Genomic DNA, 16,356 nt, shown 5'->3' on the forward strand with positions numbered 1-16,356 from the left:
TCTCGGCACGCGGGCCGGCACATCGTCCTGCCGTCCGACGACGAGGACAACCGCTGGAAGCCGCGTGTTGATTGAAATTTAAGCACCGCCAATTTGAGCGGATGTCCCGATTCGGGGTCTTGCGCGATCGAAACGCGTCGTTTTGGTGGCGCTTCACAGCATGAATTGCTGTTGCCGATTCTGGAGGGCGAGGGCTAAGGGATTGCCCGTAGGCGCGCGAGGCCCAACTCGGCGAATGCAACGCTGACGAAGTCGACGCAAGCGCGCACCTTCGCCGACGACGCGAGCCGCGACGGATACACGGCCCAGACATCGGCGGGCTGCGTCACGTCAGGCAGGACTTGCTTGAGCGCGCCGCTTTCCAGATGCTCGCGCACGTCCCAGATCGAACGCAGCACGATGCCGCGCCCGGCCAGCGCCCAATCGACGGCGACCTCGCCGTGATTCGTCGATAGCGGGCCGGTCACTTTGATCGTCGCGGGCTCGCCGCGCACCGTGAGCCGCCAGACGCCGAGCGATTGATCGCGCTCCTTGATCGCGATGCAATGATGCGATGAGAGATCCGCGAGATGCTTCGGCACGCCGTGCCGTTCCAGGTAGGCAGGCGCCGCGCACAGCACGCGATGATTCGGTGCAAGATGTTTGGCGATCAGATGCGGGGCGATTTCGTCGCCGATGCGAATGTCGAGATCGAAGCCTTCGCCGGCCACGTCGACGAGCCGATCGAACAGATCGAGCCGCACGCGCAACTGCGGATGACGCTGCGAGAGGCGCTCGAGGATGGGCGCGACGACTTTGCGGCCGAAGCCGAGGCTGCTGGAGACGCGCAGCGTGCCGCGCGGCAGTTGGCGCGTCGCGGAGACGTCCTCGACGAGCTGATCGACGTCGTCGAGAATCTTCTCGGCCCACGCGTAGACGCGCTCGCCGGCCTCGGTGATCGCGACGCGGCGCGTCGAGCGGTGCAGCAAGCGCGTGCCGAGCTGCGCTTCGAGCATGCCGACGCGCTTGCTGACATAGGCGGGCGAGACGGCCAGCGCCTCGGCCGCCGCGCTGAAGCTCGCGTTGCGGACCACGACGCAGAACACGCGGACATCATCGAGGTTCAGCGATTTATTCACGATTCGTGCACAGTGGCTTAACCGAAAGCACGATTTTAGGCGAAATAAAAGGGAATAGAATCGCTCGCATTCCCTGGAGGAGGACTCAACATGCCCAAGAAAACGTACCGTATCGCCGTGATTCCGGGCGACGGGATCGGCGTCGAAGTGATGCCCGAGGCGCTGCGCGCGCTCGACGTGGTCAGCCAGCGCTTCGATATCGGCTTCGACTATCAGCACATCGAGTGGGCGAGCTGCGACTACTACATGAAGCACCGCCAGATGATGCCGGACGACTGGAAGGAACAGTTGAAGGGCGCCGACGCGATTCTGTTCGGCGCGGTCGGCTGGCCGGCCACGGTGCCCGACCACATCTCGCTGTGGGGATCGCTGCTCAAGTTCCGCCGCGAGTTCGATCAGTACATCAACCTGCGTCCGGCGCGCCTCTTCGAAGGCGTGCCCTCCCCGCTCGCGAACCGCAAGGCCGGCGACATCGACTTCATGATCGTGCGCGAAAACACCGAGGGCGAGTATTCGTCGGTGGGCGGCGTGATGTACGAAGGCACCGAGCGCGAAGTCGTGATGCAGCAGTCGATCTTCTCGCGCCACGGCACCGAGCGCGTGCTGAAGTACGCATTCGATCTCGCCCAGCGCCGCGCCGCGAAGAAGATCACGGTCGCGACGAAGAGCAACGGCATCGCGATCAGCATGCCGTGGTGGGACGCGCGTGCGGCCGAAGTCGCGGCGCAGTATCCGGACGTCGCGTGGGACAAGCAGCACATCGACATTCTCTGCGCGCGCTTCGTGATGAACCCCGACCGCTTCGACGTGGTGGTCGCATCGAACCTGTTCGGCGACATCCTTTCGGATCTCGGGCCGGCGTGTACCGGCACGATCGGTTTGGCGCCGTCGGGCAACTTGAATCCCGAGCGCAAGTTTCCGTCGCTGTTCGAGCCGGTGCATGGGTCGGCGCCGGATATCGCGGGGAAGAACATCGCGAACCCGGTGGCGATGATCTGGTCGGCGGCGATGATGGTCGATTTTCTGGGCGGCAATGTGGCCGGGCCGGAGCGCGATGCGCATGATGCGATCCTCGCCGCGATCGAGGATGTGCTCAAGAAAGGGCCGCATACCGGGGATCTTGGCGGGAAGGCGAGTACGACGGAAGTCGGCATGGCGATCAGCGAAAGACTGGCGGGGGCGTAGGCGGATCGCCGCCTGGCGGCGGCTTGACTTGGGCCGGTGAGGTCTCGGTCAGACGCCGCCGCTCCTCAGGACCGGCAGTCCCGGTTCTCGCTCGACAACCGGCGAAATGCGCCGCGGGCTATGCGGCCCAGCCGGTAACGGCACAGCGTCATCCGCTTCGGTGAGCCTGAACACGCCCACCGCATCCCTCAGCCCGATCGCCTGCTCTTCGAGCGACCGCGCCGCCGCGGCCGCCTGCTCGACGAGCGCCGCGTTCTGCTGCGTGACCTCGTCCATCTGATTGACGGCCAGGTTGACCTGCTCGATGCCTCGGCCCTGTTCCTCCGACGCCGTAGCGATCTCGGCGACGATGTCCGAGACCTGCTTGATCGCCTGCTTGACCTGCCCCATCGTCTCGCCGACGTCGCCCGCCTGCTTCGCGCCGGCCTGAATCACCGCGACCGACGAGCCGATCAGCTCCTTGATCTCCTTGGCCGCCGTCGCCGAGCGTTGTGCGAGGCCGCGCACCTCGCTCGCGACCACGGCAAAGCCGCGCCCTTGCTCGCCGGCCCGGGCGGCCTCGACGGCGGCGTTCAGGGCAAGGATGTTGGTCTGGAACGCGATGCCTTCGATCACGCCGGTGATCTCGGAAATCTGGTTCGAGCTGTCGTCGATCCGCCCGATCGTCTGAACCATGCCGAGCACCGCATCATTCCCCGCATCGGCCATGTGGCACGCACGCGCGGCCAGCGCGCTCGCCTGCCTCGCGTTGTCCGCGTTTTGACGAACGGTCTCGGTCAGCTGCGTCATGCTGGCCGCCGTCTCTTCGAGCGACGCGGCCTGCTCCTCCGTGCGCGACGACAGGTCGAAATTCCCGGCCGCGATCTCGCTCGACGCCGTGGCGATGCTGTCGGTGCCCATCCTCACGCGCCTTACGATGCTCGCCAGGCTCTGGTTCATGGCGCTCAGGCTTCGCATCAATTGCCCGGTTTCATCCGCCGACGACGCTTCGATGCGGGCGGTCAGATCCCCCTCGGCAACGCGCGTCGCCACCGTCACGGCCTGCTTCAACGGACGGGACACGACGCGGGCAAGCCAGCTGCCGGCAAGGATAGCGGCGAGCACCGCGATCAGGGACGTGGTCAGGATCGTCGCGTACATCCTCGCGCGCAGCGAATCGAGCGCCTTGCGGCTTTCCGACATCCGGCTTCTCTCGTAGTCGTCCAGCTTGTCGACGGACGCGATCAGCTTCTCCGTGCCGAGGTAGGCACCGAATCCCTCCGTCATAGTCGACAGGTCGCTCATGTTGACCGCGTACTCGTCGACCTTCTTGCGCATGTCCACGAGCGGATCGACGACGGTACGCAGCCACGCGTCGTATTGCTGCTGGCAATCGTCGGCGAGTCTCGCGCCCTCGGCCGTGCCGTCGGTCGCCCGCAGCGCGGACAGCCGCGTCCCGAAGTCGCCGCCGTGCTTGACGATCCACGCCTTGTGCCCCGGCTTGCCGTTCAGGTTGTTCGCCAGAACCGCCCAGACGATGTTGAGATAGTCCGCGGTCCCGTCCTTCAGCAAGAGCAGCATCTGCTCCGATGCCGCCATCTCCTTCTGCTTCTGATCGATGGCGCGAATGCTGGAGAGGCAGATGCCCGCGCTGATCGCAAAGGCCACGATCACGCCCGCAAATGCCACTCCGATCTTTCCTGCAATGGATAAATTCTGCACAGTCTTCATCTGCGGTACTCGCGAGGAAGTGAAACGTTCCCTTCGTCACAGCGGCTCGCGGCCGTCGCCGGCACGGACGCGAGCCCCCCGGTCACGCCGTTCAGAACTTGTGCACGATCCCGGTCCGGAACATCAGTTGCCGGTTGGTGGTGGACGCATCGGCAATCGAAAAGTCGAAGATGTCGGCGTTCTTCGCCGCGCCGGCCGCTTGCTGGAATGAGCCCATGGCGTAGAGCGTCGTGCGTTTCGAGAGCGAATAGCTCGTCATCAGCGACACCTGGTGATACTTCGGCGAGCTGTCGTTGTAGTCGACCTTGCCGTCGGTGTAGCTGTAGGCAGCGCCCAGCAACAGGTTGGGCGTCACGTTGTACGTGCCCCATGCCTCATAGTTGGCAAAGGTGACAGAACTCGTGGTGCCGTTGGCATTGTCGAACTTCGTGTTCGTGTAATCGATGCCCACCAACGCCGCGCCGACCGTGTAGCTGACGCCCACGCCGACGATCTGTTCGTTGCTCGGAGTGCCGACATAGCTGAACGGCCCGCTCGCTCCGATCGCAGAACCCGTGGTGTTGGCGACGAAATTACCGTCGGGAAACAAGCTCGCGGGATTCTTCGCATAGAAGTACGCCGCCCCGGCATTGAACCCGCCGAGCGCGTAGCTTGCTCCGACGCTCCACATCCCCGTCGTGCCGACGCCGGGCGCATTGGAGTTCGTGAACGCATACATGCCGCCGAACGTGGCGCCGGCGAGCGTCGGGCTCGTGTATTTGATCGCGTTGTTCACGCGAAACGAGTTGTCGGTGTTGTCGATATCGCCGCCATGAATGAACGGACCGCCGATCTGGCCGGCAGCCGTGACGGGCTGAACATAGTCGACGACAGAATCGTACTGACGCCCGAGCGTCACCGTGCCGAGCGTGTCCTTCGAGAGCCCGACGTAGGCTTGTCTGCCGAACTCCCGGCCGCCTTGGCGCAACTGGCCGTTCTCGAGGCTGAAGCCAGACTCGAGCTTGAACAACGCTTTCAGTCCGCCGCCAAGATCCTCTTCCCCCTTCAGGCCCCAACGGCTGCCGTACATGCCGTCGTAGGTGCCGTCACGCATGCGCCAAAGCGGATGCCCGCCGCTGTTGTTGACGTAGTCGATCCCCTCGTCGATCACGCCGTACAAGCTCACCGACGATTGCGCCGCCGCCAGGCTCGGCATGATTGCCGCGATCGTCATCCCCGATATCATTCGGATTACTAATTTAAATTCATAAGCCTTTCTCATTCAAATCTCCCGTTGCCGTGATTGCCGTTGTGAGTGTTGTTACATCCTGGAACCCGCTCTCTCTTTTTTATTTCGTCAGTTGCGCCGCCGCGATCTCCGCCACGCGCCGCACGTGTGCCTGCGCCGCCGCCTGCGCGCGCTGCGGATCGCGCGCCGCGATCGCGTCGAGGATGCACTTCATCTCGGCGACGGCCTGGCGGCCGCGGTCGTCCGAGGCGATCGTCAGCGCTCGCAGGCGGTTGATCCGCGCGTTCAGCGTCTGCACGATCTCCCACGACACCGTCTTGCCGCCGCCCTCGAACATCGCTTCGTAGAAGCGGCCGGTCTGCTCCAGCACCGTCTGATGGTCGCGCGCGGCGAAGGCCCGCTCGATATTCGCCACGCACTCGGCGAGCCGCGCCGCGACCGCCTCGCTTCCGCTCGCGGCACACGCGAGCGCGGCGTCGCCTTCCAGCAGGCCGCGGATCTCGTAGATCTGCGCGGCCTTGTCCGCATCGAGCGTCGCGACGATCGGCCCCTGATTCGGCAACGACGCGACGAGCCCTTCGGTCTCCAGGTGCCGCAGCACCTCGCGCACCACCGTGCGGCTCACGCCCAGCTCGCCGCAGAGCGAGCGCTCGACGAGCCGCTCGCCCGGATGAAAATGCGCATCGACGATCGCCGTGCGCATCTTCTCCAGCGCCAGCTCGCGCAGCGTCGTGGTGGGCCGCTCGACCCGCAGCGAAGGCACGAGACCGCTCATCGTGAGTTTCCTTCGTGCTCGCTCAGGCGAACAGACGCGCGTCACGCGCGTCCCACTCGACGAGCGCCTCCGTGCCGATCGCGAGGCCGCTGTCGTGGCGCGCGCCCGCCGGCATCCGGATCGAGATCTCCTGCTGCCACGGCGTCGCCACCGCGTAGTGCAGCGAGTCGCCGAGATAGGTGATGTCGCGCACCGTCACCGGCAGACCTGCATCGTTCGACGCGGCCTGCTGCGCGCGGATGCGCATCTGCTCGGGCCGCACCATCAGCGTGCCGTCGGCGCCGGCCGCGAGCGCCGCATTGACGCTGCCGCCGGCGACCGCGCGGCCGTTCGGGAACACGCCGTCCGCGCGGCCGTCGCGGTTGGACGTGACGCGCACCGGCAGGAAGTTCGAGTTGCCGATGAAGCTCGCGACGAAGCGCGAAGCCGGGTTCGCATACAGATCCTCGCCGCTGCCGACCTGCTGGATGCGCCCCTTGTCGAACACGGCGATGCGATCCGACAGGCGCAGCGCCTCTTCCTGGTCGTGCGTTACGTAAAGAATCGTCACGCCGGTTTCCTGGTGGATGCGCCGCAGCTCCAGCTGGATCTCCTCGCGCAGCTTCTTGTCGAGCGCGGACAGCGGCTCGTCCATCAGCAGCACGGGCGGATCGTAGGCGAGCGCCCGCGCGATCGCGACGCGCTGCTGCTGGCCGCCCGACAGTTGCGCGGGCATCCGGTCGCGGCACTCGGACAGATGCACGAGCTTGAGCATCTTCTCGACCTTCGCCTTCACTTCAGCCTCGGGACGCCGCCGCACGCGCAGCGGAAACGCGACATTCTCGCCGACGCTCAGATGCGGAAACAGCGTATAGCGCTGGAACACCATGCCGATGTTGCGCTTGTTCGGCGGCACCTCGAGCAGCGGCTTGCCGTCGAGCAGCACGCGCCCCTCGGTCGGCGCCTGGAAGCCGGCGACGATGTAGAGCGTCGTGCTCTTGCCCGAGCCCGACGGCCCGAGGAAGGTCATGAACTCGCCCTTCTTGATGTCGAGCGAGACGTGGTCGATCGCGACGACCTGGTCGTAGGTCTTGCGCAGGCGCTGGATTTGCAGGAATGCGGCAGTCATGGCTCGTTTACCTCCTAATTCATCACGCTTGCCGGGTGCGCTTGACGAGCGCGCCCAGCAACATCAACACGACGGTCAGACCGACCAAGAGCGACGACGCAGCCGCGATCACGGGCGTCAGGTCCTGGCGCAGCGTCGACCAGATCCGCACCGGCAGCGTCTGCAGCGTGGGGCTCGCCATGAAGATCGAGACCACCACTTCGTCCCACGAAGCGAGAAACGAGAAGATCGCGGCGGCGAACAGGCCGAGCCGGATCGCGGGCAGCGTGACGCGCAGCTTCACTTCGAGCGGCCCCGCGCCGCAGATCGACGCGGCCTCTTCGAGCGACACGTCGAAGCTCTCCAGCGAGTTGCTGATCGCGATGATCGAGAACGGCAGCGCGATGATCAGATGGCCGATCACGAAGCCGACGAGCGTGCCGTTCAGGCCGATGCGCAGAAAGAACGCGTAGAGCGCGACGGCCAGCACGACGACGGGCAGCACCATCGGCGTCAGGAAGAACGCCTTCACCGTGTTGCGTCCGCGAAACTTGCCGCGCACGAGCGCGAGCGACGCAAGCAGGCCGAGGCCGACCGACAGCACCGTCACGATCACGGCGATCTTCGCGCTCGTCAGCAGCGAGTCGATCCAGCCGGAGTCGGTCAGCAGCTGCCGATACCACTCGAGCGTCCAGCCCGGCGGCGGAAAGATCAGCCATTGCGAATCGCCGAACGAAAGCGCGACGATGAACACGATCGGCAGCAGCAGGAACAGCGCGACCGCGCCGCCGACGGAGAGCAGCATCCAGCGCAGCGCGCCTAGACGATCGAAATCGAGCAGCATGTCAGCGATCTCCGTAAGCGGTGCGTGCGGCTCCGCCGGTGAAGCGCAGTTGCAACGCGTAGAGCGCAAGCGTCACCGCGAGCAGCACGAATGCCGCAGCGCCCGCGAGCCCCCAGTTCAGAAGCTCCTGCACGAGCTGTGCGATCAGCTCCGCGAGCATCATGTACGACGGTCCCCCGAGCAAAGCGGGCGTCACGAAGTAGCCGAGCGCCATCACGAACACCATCAGTGCACCCGACGCGATGCCCGGCATCGCGAGCGGCACCAGCACGCGCCAGAACGCCTGCCAGCGGCTCGCGCCGCACACGGCAGCGGCGCGCAGCGTCGACGGGTCGATGCCGCGCAGCGTCGCGTGCAGCGGCATGACGAGGAAGGGCAGCATGATGTAGGTCATGCCGATCGTCACGCCGATCAGGTTGTTCACGAGCACGAGCGGCTCGCTGATGATGCCGAGCGCCATCAGCATGCGGTTGATCGGGCCGGTCGCTTGCAGCAGCACCATCCAGGCGAAGGTGCGCGCGAGCAGGTTGGTCCACATCGACAACAGCATGATCGCGAACAGCACGCTCGACAGCCTGCGCGGCGCGATCGCGAGCAGCCAGGCGGTCGGAAAGCCGACCGCGAGCGTCACGGCCGTCACCACCGTCGCGACCAGGAACGTGTTGCCGAACACGCGCAGGTAGGTGGTCGAGCCGACGAGCTGCGCGTAGTTCTGCAACCCGGGCGCCGGCTCCAGCACGCTGCGCAACAGCAGCGACAGCACCGGCAGCAGGAAGAAGATCGCGAGCAGCAGCAGCGCGGGCGCCAGCAGCCGGACGCTGCGCCAGTCGCGGCGGCGGCGCGCGGGCGCGGCGGGCGGCGGCACGGCGGTACTCATTACGTGAGGCATGGTGACTCCAAATCGGTGCGGGAGCGTTCCCCCGCGCAGCCCCGAGACATCCAGCGCGGCCGCATCGAACGGCCGCCCCGCTCCATCACTTCGACTGCCACGCGTACCAGCGCTTGGCGATCGCATCGCGGTTCTGCGCCCAGTACTTCATGTCGAGATCGATCTGCGAAGTCTTGTACTGATCCGGCAGCGTCTTCGCCACGGCCGGCGACATCAGCGCGGCGGACTTCACGTTGACCGGCGCGTAGCCCGTGTCGGCGGCGAACTTCGCCTGAGCCTGCGCGCTCGTCGCGGCGGCCAGGTACTTCATCGCCTCGTCGCGGTGCTTCGAGCCCTTCGGGACCACCAGCATGTCGGCGGCCGTCAGGTTCTGGTTCCACGAGATGCCGACCGGCACGCCCGTCTCCTCGAGCGCGTGCAGCCGCCCGTTCCAGAACATGCCGATCGGCGCCTCGCCCGAGGCGAGCAGCTGCTGCGATTGCGCGCCGCCGCTCCACCAGACGATGTCGCTCTTGATCGTGTCGAGCTTCTTGAACGCGCGGTCGAGATCGAGCGGATAGAGCTTGTCGGCCGGCACGCCGTCGGCGAGCAGCGCGATCTCCAGCACGCCCGGCGCGGACCACTTGTAGAACGTGCGCTTGCCGGGAAATTTCTTGGTGTCGAACAGGTCGGCCCAGGTCTGCGGCTGCGCGCCCTTGAAGCTCGCCTTGTTGTAGCCGAGCACGAACGAGTAGTAGAAGCTGCCGACGGCGCCGGCCGACGCGAAGCGCGGGTCGAGCTCGTCCTTCTTCACGACCGAGTAGTCGATCGGCTCGATCAGGCCGTCCTTCTGCGCGGCGTAGGCGAAGTCGCCCTCGACGTCGACCACGTCCCAGTTGACGTTGCCGCTCTCGACCATCGCCTTGAGCTTGCCGTAGTCAGTCGGACCGTCCATCAGCACGTTGATGCCGGTCGATTGCGTGAACGGCTGCGCCCAGTCCTTCTGCTGCGACGATTGCGTGGTGCCGCCCCAGCTCGTGAACACGATCGAATCCGCGGCGGCGGCGGGCGCGGACGCCGCGGCCAGCAGCCACGCACAGGCGGCGAGAGGAACGGCGAGCGGTGCGGCGGACTTGCTCCAATTGCGCTTCATGTAGATCTCCATGCTGACTAAGTTGGCGAGCCGGCGGCTCAATCGTTGGCGTGTGTCATTGCAGCGGCGAAAAGCGCGCCGGCTTCATGATCTTGTTGTTCATCTCTTCCATCAGGGCCTGGATCTTCGGCGCGAACGCCTGCCAGGCCGGGTCTTCGGCAAGCGCGGCGCGGCGGCGCTCGCGCTCGTCGAGGCTCGGGTAAGCCCAGATATGCACGATCTCGTTGAGCGGACCGATCTCCGAATGGAAGTAGCCGATCAGCTCGCCGAGGTAGCGCTTCTGCAACGCGATGCCCTCTTCCTCGACGAGCTTCAGATAGGCGGGCACGGCGCCGGTCTTGATCCGGTAGGTGCGGATTTCGTAGTACATGGGTGTCTCTCTCCAGTGCGCCTATGCGTCAGCGCATCACGAACGGGTCGGCGATCGGCTCGTCCGAGGTGCGGATCCAAACCGATTTCGTGCGCGTGTAGTCGAGCACGGCGTCGAGCCCGCCTTCGCGGCCGAGGCCGCTCAGCCCATAGCCGCCGAACGGCACGATCGGCGACACCGCGCGGTACGTGTTGACCCAGACGATGCCCGCGCGCAGCGCACGCGTGAGGCGGTGCGCCCGCGTCAGGTCGCGCGTGAAGACGCCGGAGGCGAGGCCGTAGCGCGTGTCGTTGGCCAGCGCGACGGCATCGGCTTCGGTATCGAACGTCACGACGCTGAGCACCGGGCCGAACAACTCCTGCTCGACGCTCGGCACACGCGGATGCGGGCAATCGACGATCGTCGGGCGGAAGTAGAACCCTCGCGTGAATTCGTGCGGCACGTGCCCGCCCGTGACGATGCGCGCGCCCGCCTCGACGCTCGCGCGCAGCACGCGCTCGACATGCTCGCGCTGCCGCGACGTCGCGAGCGGCCCCATCTCCGTGGCCGGGTCCTGCGGATCGCCGATGCGAATCGCCTCGGCCTTGGCGGCAAGACGCGCGAGAAGCGCATCGTGGATCCCCCGCTGCACGACGAGACGCGAGCCCGCGACGCAGCTCTGGCCCGTCGCCGCGAAGATGCCGGCGACGACCGCGTTGGCCGCGCTGTCGAGATCGGCGTCGTCGAACACGAGCACCGGCGACTTGCCGCCGAGTTCGAGCGAGGTCGCCGCGAGGTTCTCGGCCGAGTTGCGCACGACGTGGCGCGCGGTCTCGGGGCCGCCCGTGAACGCGATCTTCGAGACGAGCGGATGGCTCGTCAGCGTGCGGCCGCAATCGTTGCCGAAGCCGGTCACGACGTTCACGACGCCCGCCGGAAACCCTGCCTCATGCACGAGCCGCGCGAATTCGAGCAGCGGCGCGGGGCCGTCTTCCGACGCCTTGAGCACGATCGTGCAGCCGGCCGCGAGCGCGGGCCCCACTTTCACGGCCGACAGAAACAGCTGCGAGTTCCAAGGCACGACGGCCGCGACCACGCCGACCGGCTCGCGCCGCAGCGTCACTTCCATGTCGGGCTTGTCGACGGGCAGCCACGCGCCCTGGATCTTGTCGGCGACGCCCGCGTAGTAGCGGTAGTAGTCGGCGACATAGCCGATCTGCGCGCGCGTCTCGCGGATGATCTTGCCGGTGTCCTGCGTCTCCAGTTCGGCGAGCCGGGGAGCGTGCTCGGCGACGAGCTCCGCGAGCCGGTACAGCAGCTTGCCGCGCGCGCTCGCGGTGAGGCCAGCCCACGCCGGATCGGTCAGCGCGCGATGCGCGGCGCGCACGGCGCGGTCGACGTCGGCCGCGCTCGCTGCCGGCATCCGCGCCCAGACTTCGCCGGTGGCGGGGTTGACGCTGTCGAAGTGCTCGCTCGCGTCTTCGAATGCGCCGTCGATGTATTGCTGGAAACGCTGGGCCATTTTGGTCTGGGTCATGTCGGCTGCTCCAATCCGTTTGCTGGGATCGTCGAGTGACGCGCCTTTAACGCTGGCTAAACGCCGGCATCACGTCGGAGATGAACAGCTCGAGCGACTTGCGCTTGCGCTCGAAGCTCATGTGGCTGTCGAGCCAGAAGCTGTACTGGTCGTAGCCAAGCTCCTCGTAGCCCTTCAAGCGCGCGATCACGTCCTTCGGCTCGCCGATCACGAGGTTCTTGCGGATCGCATCGAGCGAGTACTGCGGGAACATCGCGACGTCGGCATCGGTCAGCGGCTCGATGAAGCCCTGCTCGATCGGGCGCTCGTTCTTGAACCACTTGCTGAAGTAGCGATAGAAGCGCGCGAGGTCTTCGACGGCGGCATCCACTTCGGCGGAATTCGCGCCGACGAACGTATGCATCAGCATCATCACTTGCGGGCGCGGCACGTCGGGATTCGCGGCGCAGGCGGCGTTGAAGCGCTCCATCAGGCTCACGACTTCTGCATCGCCAGTCGCCAGCGACGTCACCTGGACGTTGCAGCCGTTCGCCACCGCGAAAGCGTGCGAATTCGGATCGCGTGCGGCGAGCCACATCGGCGGGTGCGGCGCCTGGACCGGACGCGGCACCGGGGTCGACGCGGGCCACGACCAGAATTCGCCCTGATGCGCGTAGTCGCCCGCGAACAGCTTGCGCAATGCCGGCACCAGTTCACGCATGCGAGCGCCTGCGCTCATCGCGTCGAGACCGGGCAAGAGACGCTCGTACTCGAACGAGTAGGCGCCGCGCGCGATACCGAGGTCGAGGCGGCCGTTGCTCGCGACGTCGACCATGCCCGCCTCGCCGGCCAGCGCGATCGGATGCCAGAACGGCGCGATCACCGTGCCGGTGCCGAGACGGATACGCTCGGTCTTCGCGGCCAGGTACGCGAGGTTCACGAACGGGTTCGGCGCGATCGTGAACTCCATCGCGTGGTGCTCGCCGATCCAGGCCGTCTCGAAACCGCCGCGCTCGGCGAGCTGGACGAGTTCGGTCATCTGGTCGAACAGCTCGCGGTGCGACGTGCTCGTGTCGTACCGCTCCATATGCAGGAACAACGAAAACTTCATGATGTTTTCTCCGCTATATCTCAGTGCGCGAACGCCAGCGGCTGCACCGTGCCCGCCTCGCTGTCGCCGACGTAGATGCCGAATGCGTCCTCGCTGCGCTCGCGCACGTAGCGCTCGAGCATCGAGCGCACCGCGTCGTCGTGCAGCTCGCTCCACGGAATCGCGTTGAGCGGCACGATGCGTACCGGGCTCGCGGCATCGCCGGCGGCCTCGTCGTCGAGCACGCGTCCTCGGTAATAGATCTGCACGCCCGGCGCCGGCCCGCCGCTCGCTTCGAACACCGCGAACAAAAAGTCGAGATGGGCGTCGAGCTTGAGCTTCGCCAGCACGCCGTGCAGGCTGCCCGCATCGGTTGCAGGTTCGAGGCGGGTGCCGGCCGGCAGCTGAAGCCCTTGCGGGGTCGCCACGAGCACGAGCCCGCGCGGATGCTCGAGGATCGCGCCGACGCGCGCGCGCTGCCCCGCCGCCGCCAATGCGTCCTGCGACAGGCTGAAGTTCACGTACGCGCCGCGGCAATAACCGAGCGGCGTCGAGCTCGTGTGCGCGAAGTCGACCACGCGCCCGAGCAGGATGATGTGGTCGCCCGCATCGATCACCTCGTGCGTCGTGCAGTCGAAGCTCGCGGCCGCGCCGTCCATCACCGGCGCGCCGGTGACGCGCGCACGCCAGGCCACTTGCGCGAACTTGTCGGCGGCCTTCGAAGCGAACACGCCGGACACGCTCTTCTGATCCTCCGCGAGCACGCTCACGGCGAAGCGCTTCGTCGCGGAAAACACTGCGTAGCTCGACGCCGTCTTCGCGATGCAGACGAGAACCAAAGGCGGATCGAGCGACACCGACGTGAACGAGTTCGCGGTGAAGCCGCGCGGCGAGCCGTCGGGCTGAATCGTCGTGACGACGGTGACGCCCGTCACGAACGCGCCGAGCGCGCGACGGAATTCCGCAGCATCAAAAACGGGCTCATCCATGATGGGCTCCTTTGAGGAACGCCAGCAGCCGTTCGTTGACGAGCGCCGGCTCGGTCACGTTCATCATGTGGCGCTCGTTCGCGATGATCTCGGCGCGGCCGCCGGGGGCCGCCGCCGCCATCGCCAGCGACATCGCCGGACTCGAGTTCGGGTCGTGCTCGCCGGTGAGGAAGAGCGCGGGCACGGCGAGCCGTTCGAGGCGCCCGACGTGCGCGCCGTCGGCGCTCGCGAACAGCCGATAGGTGCGCTGGTAGCCGATCGGGTCGACCGACATCAGCAGCGTGCGCACGGCCTGCGCTGCTCCGGTCAGATGGCCGGGCACGGGGTCGCCGAACCAGCGCGCGAGCGTCGCATCGATGCCGGGGAGGAAGGTCGCGTCGTCGAGCGTTTCCGCGCGGCTCATCACCGCTTGGCGCTGCTCGGGCGTGCGGTCGTAGACCGCATTCAGCGCGGCGACGCTCAAGGTGCGATCCGGGTACGTCAGCGCGAACTCGAGCGCGACGAGCGCCCCCATCGAATGCCCGACGACATGGGCGGCTTCGACGTCGAGCGTGTCGAGCAGCAGCGCGAGTTGTGCCGCGTACTCGTCGAGCCGTGCAGCCGGCGACGGCAGCGCGCTGCGGCCGTGCCCCAGCATGTCGTAGACGACGACGTCGAACTCGTCGCAAAGCGCATCGACCTGCGGCGCCCACACGCTCTGGTTCATGCCCACGCCGTGGATCAGCACGACGGTCGCGCGCTTCCCGGCATCGTCGGCGCGCGAGGCGTAGACGCTGTAGCTCGTGCCCGCGGCGACGCCGCTGCGCACGGGCGGGGCGAGTGCGGCGATCTCAGGCTTCATGTCCCGCGAGCTCCTTCAGATCCTGATAGCGGTCGCCGATCCGGTGATGCGGACGGCCGCCCACCGACGCGCCCAGCGCGATCACGATCTCGTCGGGCGCGGGCGCATCGGTGATCGAGAACTGCACGGTCAGGTAGTGCGAGCGCATGCCTTCGTCGTGCTTGTGCATGAGCGGGATCGAGATCGGGCAGTTCGGGCCGCCGCGCAGATTCGTGAAGGCGAGGTAGCTCTTCGCGCCGACCGCTTCGCGGTACTTGTTGCCGAAGCGCAGCGTGTGGATCAGCGCCGACGCATGCTCGACCTCGCCCGAGGTGCCGACGATCGCCGCCTTGCCGTAGCCCTCGACAGCCTCGCCGCCGCCCGCGAGGCGCAGCATTTCGGCGGTCAGGATCTCGCCGAGCTGCGGCGCGAGCGCGTGGATTTCCGGCTTCAGGTCTTCGACGAAACCGCGGCCGGCCCACGGATTGCGGATCACGGCGGCCGCGCCGAACAGCTTCAACGGCTGAGCCGCGTCCTTGCCGCCTTCGATGAACGTCGTCTCGGCGTAGGTGACCAGCTTGCGCATCTCCAATCTCATACCAGTTCTCCTTGCGATGGGCTCGTGCCCGTTGGTGCCGCTTGTTGAGATTATGGTATGCCATCTTATTGGCCGATCCAAGCATTTCAATATTATGGAATACCATAATTTGACTGATGCTTTTTCGGGCACGAAAACCGGGCTGCGATAGTCGGTTGCGGTGCAGCAATGCACGTCGCAGGTGACCGCGAACGGTGAAACAGAAGCGCAAAAAAAGCCGCCGGATACCGGCGGCCTGCGGGCAAGACCAGTCGAGCGCCGCTCAGGCGCTGCTGGCCGCCTGGTCTTGCTGCTGTTCGAGCGCATGCAGCGCAAGCTCGGACGTGCGCCGGATATGCGCCGCCGACGCCGCCGCCGCGGCCTCCCCGTCGCGCCGCTCGATCGCATCGAGCAGCACGTTCATCTCGCGATTCGACTCGTCGCGGCGGCCCGGCACCGCGATGGTCAAGGCGCGCAGCCGGTTGATCCGCGCGTTCAGCGATTTGACGACGGCCAGCGAGACCTGCTTGCCCGCGCCGTCGAACATCGCTTCGTAGAAACGCTCGGTGCATTCGAGCACGCTCGGCCAATCGTCCTGCTGGAACGCGTCCTCGACCGTCTTGCGGATCGCGCGCAGCTCGTTGACGAGCGCGGGCGTCGCCCGCTCGGCGCAGGCGCGTGCGGCGTTCGCTTCCAGCAAGCTGCGCAACTCGTAGATCTCGCCGACCTGCGCCGGGTCGAGCCGCGCGACGATCGGCCCTTGCCGCGCCACGGTCTCGACGAGCCCTTCGGTCTCCAGATGCCGCAGCACTTCGCGCACCACCGTGCGGCTCACCCCGAGCTCATCGCACAAGGTCCGCTCGACGAGCCGGTCGCCCGGACGGAAATAGCCTTGCACGATCGCGCTGCGCAGCTTGTCCAGCGTGAGTTCGCGAAGCGTCTTGGCAGTGCGCTCGATTTTGAGGTTCGACATGGGAGGCAAAAAGCGAGAAGAGAAGGACGAAGGCCCGCGCGCGGCTTCGATGGGCCGAAGCGCCCGCGCTGGGA

16 protein-coding genes are annotated in these 16,356 nt (G+C 66.6%); 1 reads left to right on the plus strand and 15 read right to left on the minus strand.

From position 1 onward, the window contains the following. Nucleotides 1-194: 194 nt before the first annotated feature. Entirely contained in the window at nt 195-1,118 is a 924-nt protein-coding gene (locus FAZ95_RS20690; protein ID WP_137334141.1) for a LysR family transcriptional regulator, read from the minus strand. 90 nt (nt 1,119-1,208) lie between these two features. Here FAZ95_RS20690 and FAZ95_RS20695 point away from each other — a divergent pair, with 90 nt between their 5' ends. Then, nucleotides 1,209-2,303, plus strand: a complete 1,095-nt coding sequence (locus tag FAZ95_RS20695; RefSeq protein WP_137334142.1) for a tartrate dehydrogenase — start codon at nt 1,209-1,211, stop codon at nt 2,301-2,303. A gap of 48 nt (nt 2,304-2,351) precedes the next feature. On the opposite strand, the gene FAZ95_RS20700 is transcribed toward FAZ95_RS20695, so the two are convergent. The 14 genes from FAZ95_RS20700 to FAZ95_RS20770 all read right to left on the minus strand — a co-directional run bounded on the left by FAZ95_RS20700 (nt 2,352) and on the right by FAZ95_RS20770 (nt 16,282). Next, nucleotides 2,352-4,013 carry a methyl-accepting chemotaxis protein gene (locus tag FAZ95_RS20700; protein ID WP_137334143.1) on the minus strand — a complete coding sequence of 554 codons (1,662 nt, stop codon included), beginning with the start codon at nt 4,011-4,013 and terminating at the stop codon, nt 2,352-2,354. 91 nt (nt 4,014-4,104) lie between these two features. Then, nucleotides 4,105-5,226, minus strand: a complete 1,122-nt coding sequence (locus tag FAZ95_RS20710) for a porin (protein ID WP_137334145.1) — start codon at nt 5,224-5,226, stop codon at nt 4,105-4,107. 115 nt (nt 5,227-5,341) lie between these two features. After that, nucleotides 5,342-6,016, minus strand: a complete 675-nt coding sequence (locus FAZ95_RS20715) for a GntR family transcriptional regulator (protein ID WP_137334146.1) — start codon at nt 6,014-6,016, stop codon at nt 5,342-5,344. 22 nt (nt 6,017-6,038) lie between these two features. Further along, nucleotides 6,039-7,124: an ABC transporter ATP-binding protein gene (locus FAZ95_RS20720; protein ID WP_137334147.1), complete on the minus strand. Its 1,086-nt coding sequence runs from the start codon at nt 7,122-7,124 to the stop codon at nt 6,039-6,041. A gap of 22 nt (nt 7,125-7,146) precedes the next feature. Beyond that, nucleotides 7,147-7,947 carry an ABC transporter permease gene (locus FAZ95_RS20725; RefSeq protein WP_137334148.1) on the minus strand — a complete coding sequence of 267 codons (801 nt, stop codon included), beginning with the start codon at nt 7,945-7,947 and terminating at the stop codon, nt 7,147-7,149. Between the two features lies 1 nt (nt 7,948). After that, the gene (locus FAZ95_RS20730; RefSeq protein ID WP_137334149.1) at nt 7,949-8,836 is read right to left on the minus strand and encodes an ABC transporter permease; all 888 of its coding nucleotides are present in this window, start codon (nt 8,834-8,836) and stop codon (nt 7,949-7,951) included. A gap of 85 nt (nt 8,837-8,921) precedes the next feature. Continuing rightward, nucleotides 8,922-9,968, minus strand: coding sequence for an ABC transporter substrate-binding protein (locus FAZ95_RS20735; RefSeq protein ID WP_137334150.1), 1,047 nt, complete (start codon nt 9,966-9,968; stop codon nt 8,922-8,924). A 55-nt stretch (nt 9,969-10,023) separates the two neighbouring features. After that, a complete protein-coding gene (locus FAZ95_RS20740) occupies nt 10,024-10,338 on the minus strand; it encodes an NIPSNAP family protein (RefSeq protein ID WP_137334151.1) in 315 nt (104 codons plus the stop codon). A 28-nt stretch (nt 10,339-10,366) separates the two neighbouring features. After that, nucleotides 10,367-11,839 (minus strand): aldehyde dehydrogenase, encoded by a 1,473-nt coding sequence (locus tag FAZ95_RS20745; RefSeq protein ID WP_137334649.1) that lies wholly within the window; start codon nt 11,837-11,839, stop codon nt 10,367-10,369. Nucleotides 11,840-11,900: 61 nt separating this feature from the next. Beyond that, nucleotides 11,901-12,944 (minus strand): LLM class flavin-dependent oxidoreductase, encoded by a 1,044-nt coding sequence (locus FAZ95_RS20750; RefSeq protein WP_137334152.1) that lies wholly within the window; start codon nt 12,942-12,944, stop codon nt 11,901-11,903. Nucleotides 12,945-12,964: 20 nt separating this feature from the next. After that, nucleotides 12,965-13,912 carry a flavin reductase gene (locus FAZ95_RS20755; protein ID WP_137334153.1) on the minus strand — a complete coding sequence of 316 codons (948 nt, stop codon included), beginning with the start codon at nt 13,910-13,912 and terminating at the stop codon, nt 12,965-12,967. After that, complete coding sequence (locus FAZ95_RS20760) at nt 13,905-14,753, minus strand: alpha/beta fold hydrolase (protein ID WP_137334154.1); 849 nt, start codon at nt 14,751-14,753, stop codon at nt 13,905-13,907. The genes FAZ95_RS20755 and FAZ95_RS20760 overlap by 8 nt, the downstream gene beginning before the upstream one ends. Next, nucleotides 14,743-15,330, minus strand: a complete 588-nt coding sequence (locus FAZ95_RS20765) for an amino acid synthesis family protein (RefSeq protein WP_137334155.1) — start codon at nt 15,328-15,330, stop codon at nt 14,743-14,745. The genes FAZ95_RS20760 and FAZ95_RS20765 overlap by 11 nt, the downstream gene beginning before the upstream one ends. Before the next feature lie 262 nt (nt 15,331-15,592). Continuing rightward, the gene (locus FAZ95_RS20770; protein WP_137334156.1) at nt 15,593-16,282 is read right to left on the minus strand and encodes a GntR family transcriptional regulator; all 690 of its coding nucleotides are present in this window, start codon (nt 16,280-16,282) and stop codon (nt 15,593-15,595) included. Between the last annotated feature and the right edge of the window lie 74 nt (nt 16,283-16,356).

This window comes from Trinickia violacea (assembly GCF_005280735.1).
GTDB lineage: Bacteria > Pseudomonadota > Gammaproteobacteria > Burkholderiales > Burkholderiaceae > Trinickia_A > Trinickia_A violacea.

Bases quoted from the DNA above. Each gene is read 5' to 3' on its own strand.
- FAZ95_RS20740 (WP_137334151.1), bottom strand. From the start codon at position 10,338: ATGTACTACGAAATCCGCACCTACCGGATCAAGACCGGCGCCGTGCCC.
- FAZ95_RS20710 (WP_137334145.1), bottom strand. From the start codon at position 5,226: ATGACGATCGCGGCAATCATGCCGAGCCTGGCGGCGGCGCAATCGTCG.
- FAZ95_RS20715 (WP_137334146.1), bottom strand. From the start codon at position 6,016: ATGAGCGGTCTCGTGCCTTCGCTGCGGGTCGAGCGGCCCACCACGACG.
- FAZ95_RS20720 (WP_137334147.1), bottom strand. From the start codon at position 7,124: ATGACTGCCGCATTCCTGCAAATCCAGCGCCTGCGCAAGACCTACGAC.
- FAZ95_RS20730 (WP_137334149.1), bottom strand. From the start codon at position 8,836: ATGCCTCACGTAATGAGTACCGCCGTGCCGCCGCCCGCCGCGCCCGCG.
- FAZ95_RS20700 (WP_137334143.1), bottom strand. From the start codon at position 4,013: ATGAAGACTGTGCAGAATTTATCCATTGCAGGAAAGATCGGAGTGGCA.
- FAZ95_RS20755 (WP_137334153.1), bottom strand. From the start codon at position 13,912: ATGGATGAGCCCGTTTTTGATGCTGCGGAATTCCGTCGCGCGCTCGGC.
- FAZ95_RS20765 (WP_137334155.1), bottom strand. From the start codon at position 15,330: ATGAGATTGGAGATGCGCAAGCTGGTCACCTACGCCGAGACGACGTTC.
- FAZ95_RS20745 (WP_137334649.1), bottom strand. From the start codon at position 11,839: ATGGCCCAGCGTTTCCAGCAATACATCGACGGCGCATTCGAAGACGCG.
- FAZ95_RS20695 (WP_137334142.1), top strand. From the start codon at position 1,209: ATGCCCAAGAAAACGTACCGTATCGCCGTGATTCCGGGCGACGGGATC.
- FAZ95_RS20770 (WP_137334156.1), bottom strand. From the start codon at position 16,282: ATGTCGAACCTCAAAATCGAGCGCACTGCCAAGACGCTTCGCGAACTC.
- FAZ95_RS20735 (WP_137334150.1), bottom strand. From the start codon at position 9,968: ATGAAGCGCAATTGGAGCAAGTCCGCCGCACCGCTCGCCGTTCCTCTC.
- FAZ95_RS20725 (WP_137334148.1), bottom strand. From the start codon at position 7,947: ATGCTGCTCGATTTCGATCGTCTAGGCGCGCTGCGCTGGATGCTGCTC.
- FAZ95_RS20750 (WP_137334152.1), bottom strand. From the start codon at position 12,944: ATGAAGTTTTCGTTGTTCCTGCATATGGAGCGGTACGACACGAGCACG.
- FAZ95_RS20760 (WP_137334154.1), bottom strand. From the start codon at position 14,753: ATGAAGCCTGAGATCGCCGCACTCGCCCCGCCCGTGCGCAGCGGCGTC.